2 protein-coding genes are annotated in these 8,186 nt (G+C 61.8%); one reads left to right on the top strand and one right to left on the bottom strand.

All coding sequences use genetic code 11. The annotated features are described in order from the left end of the window. Positions 1-5,526 (top strand): amino acid adenylation domain-containing protein (locus BFP92_RS23275; RefSeq protein ID WP_139114105.1); only part of this gene is annotated, 5,526 nt, incomplete at its 5' end. 135 nt (positions 5,527-5,661) lie between these two features. Here the strand turns inward: BFP92_RS23275 and BFP92_RS23270 are convergent. Further along, positions 5,662-8,040 carry a TonB-dependent siderophore receptor gene (locus BFP92_RS23270; RefSeq protein WP_065931293.1) on the bottom strand — a complete coding sequence of 793 codons (2,379 nt, stop codon included), beginning with the start codon at positions 8,038-8,040 and terminating at the stop codon, positions 5,662-5,664. Between the last annotated feature and the right edge of the window lie 146 nt (positions 8,041-8,186).

Raw genomic sequence — 8,186 nt, 5'->3', positions numbered from 1 at the left:
CCGCTGGACATCGAATACCCGCGTGACCGCCTGCTGTACATGATGCAAGACAGCCGCGCCAGGTTGCTGCTCAGCCACACCAGCGCCTTGCCGCAATTGCCGCTCGCCGAAGGGCTGGAAGCCCTGGCCATTGACCGCACCGAAGACTGGACGGGCCACAGCGACACGGCACCAAGCGTCAATCTGGACGGCGACAACCTCGCCTACGTGATCTACACCTCCGGCTCCACCGGCATGCCCAAAGGCGTGGCGGTTTCCCACGGCCCGCTGGTGGCGCACATCATCGCCACGGGCGAGCGCTACGAAACCGGCCCGGCCGACTGCGAATTGCACTTCATGTCCTTCGCCTTCGATGGTTCCCACGAAGGCTGGATGCACCCGCTGATCAACGGCGCCAGCGTGCTGATCCGCGATGACAGCCTGTGGCTGCCGGAGTACACCTACGCGCAAATGCACCGTCACAACGTAACCATGGCCGTGTTCCCACCGGTGTACCTGCAACAACTGGCCGAGCATGCCGAACGCGACGGCAACCCGCCTAAAGTGCGCGTGTACTGCTTCGGTGGCGATGCCGTGGCACAGGCCAGCTACGACCTGGCCTGGCGCGCACTGAAACCGACGTATCTGTTCAACGGCTACGGCCCGACCGAAACCGTGGTCACACCGCTGCTGTGGAAAGCCCGTCGCGGCGACCCCTGCGGCGCGGTCTATGCGCCGATCGGCACGCTGTTGGGCAACCGCAGCGGCTACGTACTGGACGCGCAACTCAACCTGCAACCCATCGGCGTGGCCGGTGAGCTGTACCTGGGCGGCGAAGGCGTGGCGCGTGGTTATCTGGAGCGCCCGGCACTGACCGCCGAACGCTTTGTGCCGGACCCGTTCGGCAAACCCGGCAGCCGCGTGTACCGCAGCGGCGACCTGACCCGTGGCCGCGCAGATGGGGTGGTGGATTACCTCGGGCGTGTCGATCACCAAGTGAAAATCCGTGGTTTCCGTATCGAACTGGGTGAAATCGAGGCGCGTCTGCGTGAGCAGGACAGCGTTGGCGAAACCGTTGTCGTGGCCCAGGACAGCCCAAGCGGCAAGCAGTTGGTGGCCTACGTGGTGCCCGCTGAGCCCGCGACCGACCCAGTCGCATTTCGCGAAGCCTTGCGTCGCGCCCTGAAAACCCGCCTGCCCGACTATATGGTGCCTGCGCACTTCATGTTCCTGGACCAGATGCCGCTGACGCCCAACGGCAAGCTCGACCGTAAGGGCCTGCCACAGCCGGACGCGGCGCAGTCGCAAGGCGAGTGGGTTGAACCGGTTACGCCATTGCAACAACAGGTCGCGGCGATTTGGGCTCAGGTGCTGGGCGCTGCACGCATTGGCCTGACGGACCACTTCTTCGAGTTGGGCGGCCACTCATTGCTGGCCATGCAGGTGATTTCCCGTGTGCGTCAGTTGCTTGAACGCGAGGTGCCGCTGCGCACCTTGTTTGAGCAGCCGCAACTGCAGGGTTTTGTGCTGGCACTGCACGCCGCTGAAGAGGACTTGGCGCCGCCGATGGTGGCGATAGGGCGCGATCAGCCGTTAGTGCTGTCCTTTGCCCAGGAGCGCCAATGGTTTCTTTGGCAGCTGGATCCGCAAAGCGCCGCCTACCACATTCCGAGCATTCTGCGCCTGAGTGGTCGCCTTGATCAGCACGCCTTGCAGTGCAGTTTTGACCGCCTGGTGGCGCGACATGAAAGCTTGCGCACCCGCATCGATCAGCAGGATGAGCGCGCAGTGCAGGTGGTTTTGCCCGCCGAACCGTTGTCAATCACGCGAGGCGATGCCACTGAGAAAACGTTGCAGCAACAGGTAGAAGCCGAAATCGCCAAGCCCTTTAACCTGCAGCAAGGTCCGCTGCTGCGCGTCACCTTGTTACGCCTGGCCGAAGATGAGCACGTCCTGGTGCTGGTGCAGCACCATATCGTTTCCGATGGTTGGTCGATGCAGGTGATGGTCGACGAACTGGTGCAGTTGTATAGCGCCTACAGCCAGGGCGAAGTCGCGCAGTTACCGGCGCCGGCGTTGCAGTATGCCGATTACGCACACTGGCAACGCGAGTGGATGGCGGCGGGTGAGCGCGAGCGTCAGTTGGCTTACTGGAGCGAGCTGCTCGGCGGTGAACAACCGGTGTTGGAACTGCCCACCGCGCACGCGCGCCCGGCGCTGCAAAGCTACCGGGGGGCCAGCCTGGAACTGGAGTTGCCGACGCAACTGGCCGAGGGGCTCAACGCATTGGCGCAGCGTGAGGGCGTGACGCTGTTCATGCTGTTGCTGGCGTCCTTTCAGGGCTTGTTGTACCGCTACAGTGGCCAGCATGACATTCGTGTCGGGGTGCCGATCGCCAACCGCAACCGGGTTGAAGTCGAGCGGTTGGTCGGCTTCTTTGTCAACACCCAGGTGCTCAAGGCTGACCTGGACGAGCAGATCACCGTGACCCAGCTGTTGCAGCAGGCCAAACGCCGCAGCCTGGATGCGCAGAGCCATCAGGACCTGCCCTTCGAACAACTGGTCGAGGCCCTGCAACCGGAACGCAGCCTGAGCCATAACCCGTTGTTCCAGGTGTTGTTCAACCATCAGAGCGATGCGGGGTTGGCTACCCGTGGCCGTCAGTTGCCCGACTTGCGCGTGGAGGGCCTGGATTGGGGCAGCCAGACCGCGCAGTTCGACCTGAGCCTGGACACCCAGGCTACTGCGCAGGGGATCTGGGCCACCTTGACCTATGCGACCGACCTGTTCGAGCCGGCCATGCTCACGCGCATGCTGGCGCACTGGCAAAATCTGTTGCAAGGCATGCTCGACGACCCGCAGCAGCGCGTCAGCCAGTTGCCGTTGTTGTGTGACACTGAGCAACGTATCGCGCTGCAAGACTGGAACGCCACTGCGCGTGACTACCCGCAGCAGCCTGTGCATCAGTTGATCGAAGCACAGGTGGAACTCACGCCGGATGCCGAGGCGCTGGTGTTTGCCGGGCAGCGCTTGACCTACGCCCAGCTTAATCGGCGGGCCAACCGCCTGGCCCATCGCCTGATGGATGCCGGTGTCGGCCCCGATGTGTTGGTGGGGCTGGCCGTGGAGCGTTCGATAGAAATGGTCGTCAGCCTGTTGGCAGTACTCAAGGCCGGTGGCGCGTATGTACCGCTCGACCCGGAATACCCCCGCGAGCGACTGGCTTACATGCTGGAAGACAGCGGCGTGAAGTGGCTGCTGACTCAGGCGCATCTGCTCGAACAGTTGCCGATCCCGGAAGGTCTGGAAACCCTGGTGCTGGGTGAAGCCGGTTTTGACGGCTACAGCGAAGCGAACCCCGGTATTGTGCTGGCGGACGAAAACCTCGCCTACGTGATCTACACCTCCGGCTCCACCGGCCAGCCCAAAGGCGCGGGCAACCGCCACTGCGCGCTGACCAACCGCCTGTGCTGGATGCAGGAAGCCTACGGGTTGAATGCCCGTGACACGGTGCTGCAAAAGACCCCGTTCAGCTTTGACGTGTCGGTGTGGGAGTTCTTCTGGCCGCTGATGACGGGTGCACGCCTGGTAGTGGCTGCGCCGGGTGATCACCGCGACCCGGCCAGGCTTGTAGAACTGATCAACACCGAAAACGTCACCACGCTGCACTTTGTGCCGTCGATGCTGCAGGCGTTCCTGCAAGACCCGGCCGTTGCTTCCTGCCACTCCTTGCAACGCATTGTGTGCAGCGGCGAAGCGCTGCCGGTGGATGCGCAACAGCAGGTCTTGCGCAAGCTGCCGCAAACCGCGTTGTACAACCTGTATGGCCCGACCGAAGCCGCCATCGATGTGACCCACTGGACCTGCGTCGACGAAGGGCAAGACACGGTGCCTATCGGCCAGCCGATCGCCAACCTGTGCACCTATGTGCTGGACGCTCAGTTGCAAGTGACCGCCGTGGGGGTGGCCGGTGAGTTGTACCTGGGCGGTATCGGCTTGGCACGCGGTTATCACCGACGCCCGGGGCTCACCGCCGAACGGTTTGTCGCTTCGCCGTTCGCGCCGGGAGCGCGCCTGTACCGTACCGGCGACCGCGTACGTCAGCGTGCCGACGGGGTTATCGAATACCTTGGGCGCCTGGATCATCAGGTCAAATTGCGTGGCCTGCGCATTGAATTAGGTGAGATTGAAGCGCGGGTTCTTGAACATCCCCAGGTACAGGAAGCCTCCGTCCAGGTGGTCGATGGCAAGCATCTGGTGGGCTATCTGGTGTTGCAGGCGCCGAGCGAAACCTGGCGTGAGTCCCTGGGCGCACACCTGTTGGCGCACTTGCCGGACTATATGGTCCCGGCACAATGGGTGCTGCTGGCGCACATGCCCCTGAGCCCGAATGGCAAGCTGGACCGCAAGGCGCTGCCCAAGGCTGATGCGCACTTGCAGGAGCGCGTCTATCAGGCGCCGCAGACCGAATTGGAGCAGCGCCTCGCAGCAATTTGGAGCGAAGTGCTTGAGGTTGAACGCGTCGGCTTGAATGACAATTTCTTTGAACTGGGTGGCCATTCGCTGTTGGTGTTGATGCTCAAGGAGCGCATCCGCAAGGCGACCGGCACAGCGCTGTCGGTCAGCCAATTGATGCTTAACCCGACCATTGCCGGGCAGGTGGCTTGCCTGGGCGGCGAGACCCGCCACTCGCTGATCGTCAAACTCAACAGCCAGACCCAAGGCACGCCACTGATCCTGTTTCACCCAAGCTTTGGTTCGGTGCATTGCTACAAGGCCATTGGTCTGGCGCTGCGTGAACAACGGCCGGTGCTGGGGGTGATCAGTCGGGCGTTGGTCGCGGAGGGCAGTGCAGTGCCCAGCTGGCAATCAATGGTCGACGACTACACCGCGCAACTGCTCGATGCCGTGCCCGAAGGCCCTTATCGCCTGGCCGGTTGGTCCCTGGGGGGTAACCTGGCCATGGAAGTCGCGTATGCGTTGGAACAGGCGGGGCGTGTGGTCGAGGTTGTCGGTTGGATCGATGCGTCGCCGCCGTACTGGCTCAAGGACTATTGGGACACGGCGGTGACGACCGATGACAGTGAGGTGTCGGTCAATCAACGGCGCGTTGAGTTGTTGCAGGTGATGTTTGCGCAGTCGAGCGCGTTGATCCAGGCCGCGTGGCTGCAAAGCGAGGCGCTCTCTGACGACGAGGTGCAGCAATGGCAGGCATTCAGCACGTGGGCCGAAGGCGCACTCGGTGAGACCTATCTGGAGGTCAAGGCCAGCTTGCTTGAGGGCGACGAAGCGCAGATCTCCTGGGAACTCGACCGAGCCCTCGGCCAGTCTCTAAAGGACGCCGACTTCAAGCCCATCCAGGCACCGATCCGTTGCTGGTGGGCCGCTGCGAGCCGCGCAGGGCAGCATCGTCAGTTGATTGAGGCAAGCATGGCGCAGGTTATCGGCCGGCCGTGTATTGAGCAGTCAGTAGTGATCGACTCTACCCATGATCGAATCATCGATAACGCCGCGTTCGTACAGAGCTTTGCGGATGCGATGAAGTAACACCCGGTGTAAAAGTAACGCCCCTGGACCGATGGCCAGGGGCGTTTTTTTATCTGTGTTATTCGGCAAGAGTAACGATTTAGCAGGCAGCAAAAAGCCCCTGGCCATCAGCGATGACCAGGGGCTTGGGCTGGATCAGAAGTTCCAGCGGGTGCTGAGCATGACGTTACGCGGGTCGCCGTAGTAAGCCGAGTTGTAGAAGCCGATGTTGGTGTAGTACTTCTTGTCGAAGATGTTGTTGACGTTGAGGGTCGCCGAGACGTTCTCGGTCACCTGGTAGCGGGCCATCGCGTCGACGATCCAGAGTGGGTCCTGGGAGAAGTTTTCCTCGGTGCCTTTGGCGTAGTTGTTCAGCAGCTTCCAGCCGGTACCTTGCCAGCGCACGCCGGTGCCCAGGGTCAGCTTGTCGAGTGGGCCGGTCAGCTTGTAACTGGTGTAGATATTGACCTGATCTTCCGGTTCCCAGGTGGAAAGCTTCTCACCCTGTTTGTCGCGCATGATCTTGTGGGTATAGCCTGCCTGCAACTGCCAGCCTGGCGCCAGCTCGCCGGAAATTTCCGCTTCGTAGCCTTTGGTCTTGGCTTCGGTGCCCCTGGAGGCGTAATCCAGCCCTGGGTGGCTGTTGGGGATGTAATCGGTGTCGTCGACGGCGCGGTTTTTCTCGTGCACCTCGAAGTAGGCCAGGCTCGAGTTCAGGCGGCCATCGAAGAATTCGCCTTTAAGGCCGATCTCGTAGTTCTTGCCTTCATCCGGTTCCAGCGGTTTGTCGTTGCGGTCGCGATAGTCGTCCTGTGGCAGGTAGATTTCGGTGAAGCTGGCGTAGGCCGAGAAGTTGTCATTGAGGTCATAGGTGATGCCGGCGTACGGCACTACCTTGCCGGTGTCCTTGACCTGGCTGGTGCCGCTGACTTCGTAGTTGTTGACCCGAGTGCCGAGGATCAGGTGCAAGTCATCGGCCAGGCTGAAGCGCCCGGTGATGTAGCTGGCGCTCTGGCGGGTCAGCTCGTCGTTCTTTTTGGTTCGAGGACCACGGTCCGGCTTGGGGGCGTCGCCGTCCCAGTTGAAGTAGTCGTGGCTGTTGTCATAGTTGGTGGCGTTGGTGTAATCGCTGCCCAGCCAGTGCGAGCGCGATACCGAGGTGCCGACCACCAGCTCATGCTCACGACCGAACAGGCTGAACGGGCCAGTGGCGTAGAGATCACCCGTGTCGCTGGTGGTTTCACCATTGTAGGTTCGGGTCAGCAGCGGTGCCTTGCCCGTTTCGGCATTGGGTGACAGCAGGGCCGACAACGGGGCTTTGTAGCCATTGATCTGGTGGTTGTACTGCGCCTTGCCGACCCAGCCATTGTCGAACGTGTGTTCCAGGGTCGCGAAGGCGGTGCGGGTGTACTGCTTCCACTTGCTGTACTTGGCGCCGTTGTTGAAGGAGCGCGGGGTGCTGATATGGTTACCGGCAGAGTCAAACAGCGAGGCCGCACCGGACCAGCTGGAGCCCTGCGGGTCGCTGTCCTGATAGTCGCCACCGATGGTCAGCAACGTGTCCGGGGCCAGGTCGAACTCGAGAATGCCGTAGTAGACGTTGGTCTGGCGTTGGTAGTGATCGAGGAACGTATGTTTGTCCTGGTAGGCCGCAACGGCACGGCCACGCACGTTGCCGGTCTCGGTCAGCGGGCCGCTGACGTCGATTTCCGAGCGGTAGTTGTCCCAGGAGCCCGCGCCCAGGTCGACATAGCCTTTGAATTCCGAGGTGGGTTTTTTACGCACCATGTTGATGGTGCCGCCCGGGCCGCCGGCGCCGGTCAGCAGGCCGGTGGCGCCCTTGAGAATCTCGACGCGGTCGTAGATGACGGTATCGGTCAAGGTGTGGCCCGACGAATACTGGGCGTCCTGCAGGATCGGAATGCCGTCGTACTGGAAGTTCTGAATGGCGAAACCACGAGAGTAGTAGCTGGTGCGCTCGCTGTCGTAGGTGGCGACGGTGATGCCCGGTGTGTGGCGCATCACGTCGTCGATCGACTTGAGGTTGAAGTCGTCCATGGCCTGGCGGGTTACCACGGAAATCGATTGTGGCGTCTCGCGTGGGCTCAGCACCAGGCGGGTTGCGGTGGCAATGGTGCCGGGAGTGTAGGAGCCGGAGCCTTCGGTGATGGTCCCCAACTGGTTGGCGGTCACCTGGGTTGCGCCCAGTTCCAGTGCCGACGTTTTCGCCGCGCTGATGGTGAAGGAGCTGCCTTGCAGGTCATAGCTGATGCCCGTCCCGGTCAGCAAGGTGGTCATGGCCTGGCCAGGTTGCAGTTTGCCTTTGATCGCGTGGCTGCGTTTGCCTTCAACATCGGTCGGGCTGTAGAGCACCTGCAAGTTGGTCTGGCGACCGAACTCCTGAAGCGCGCTCCCCAGCGGCTGTGCAGGCACATTCAGTTCGACCTCCTGCGCCTGCACATAACCTGCGACCGGCAGTGCCAGTGCCAGGGCAATCGCGCTTGGCAGCAGAGGGGTATTCAAGAGGCGGCGCATGGAGAGTGCCTTGCTCAAGGGACTCAGACCGAACGTTGCTGGCATGGATGCATTCTCTTCTATGTTTTAAGTGGGCAATACTTAGTGTTTATTGAGGTCAATTCTCATTACCACTAGTGAGACGTTCCTATCCGCAAAAACCGGAA

This window comes from Pseudomonas sp. 58 R 3, from assembly GCF_900006605.1.
In the GTDB taxonomy this organism is placed as follows: domain Bacteria; phylum Pseudomonadota; class Gammaproteobacteria; order Pseudomonadales; family Pseudomonadaceae; genus Aquipseudomonas; species Aquipseudomonas salomonii.
This window is presented reverse-complemented; position numbering and strand designations above follow the sequence as displayed.

Bases quoted from the DNA above. Each gene is read 5' to 3' on its own strand.
- BFP92_RS23270 (WP_065931293.1), bottom strand. From the start codon at position 8,040: ATGCGCCGCCTCTTGAATACCCCTCTGCTGCCAAGCGCGATTGCCCTG.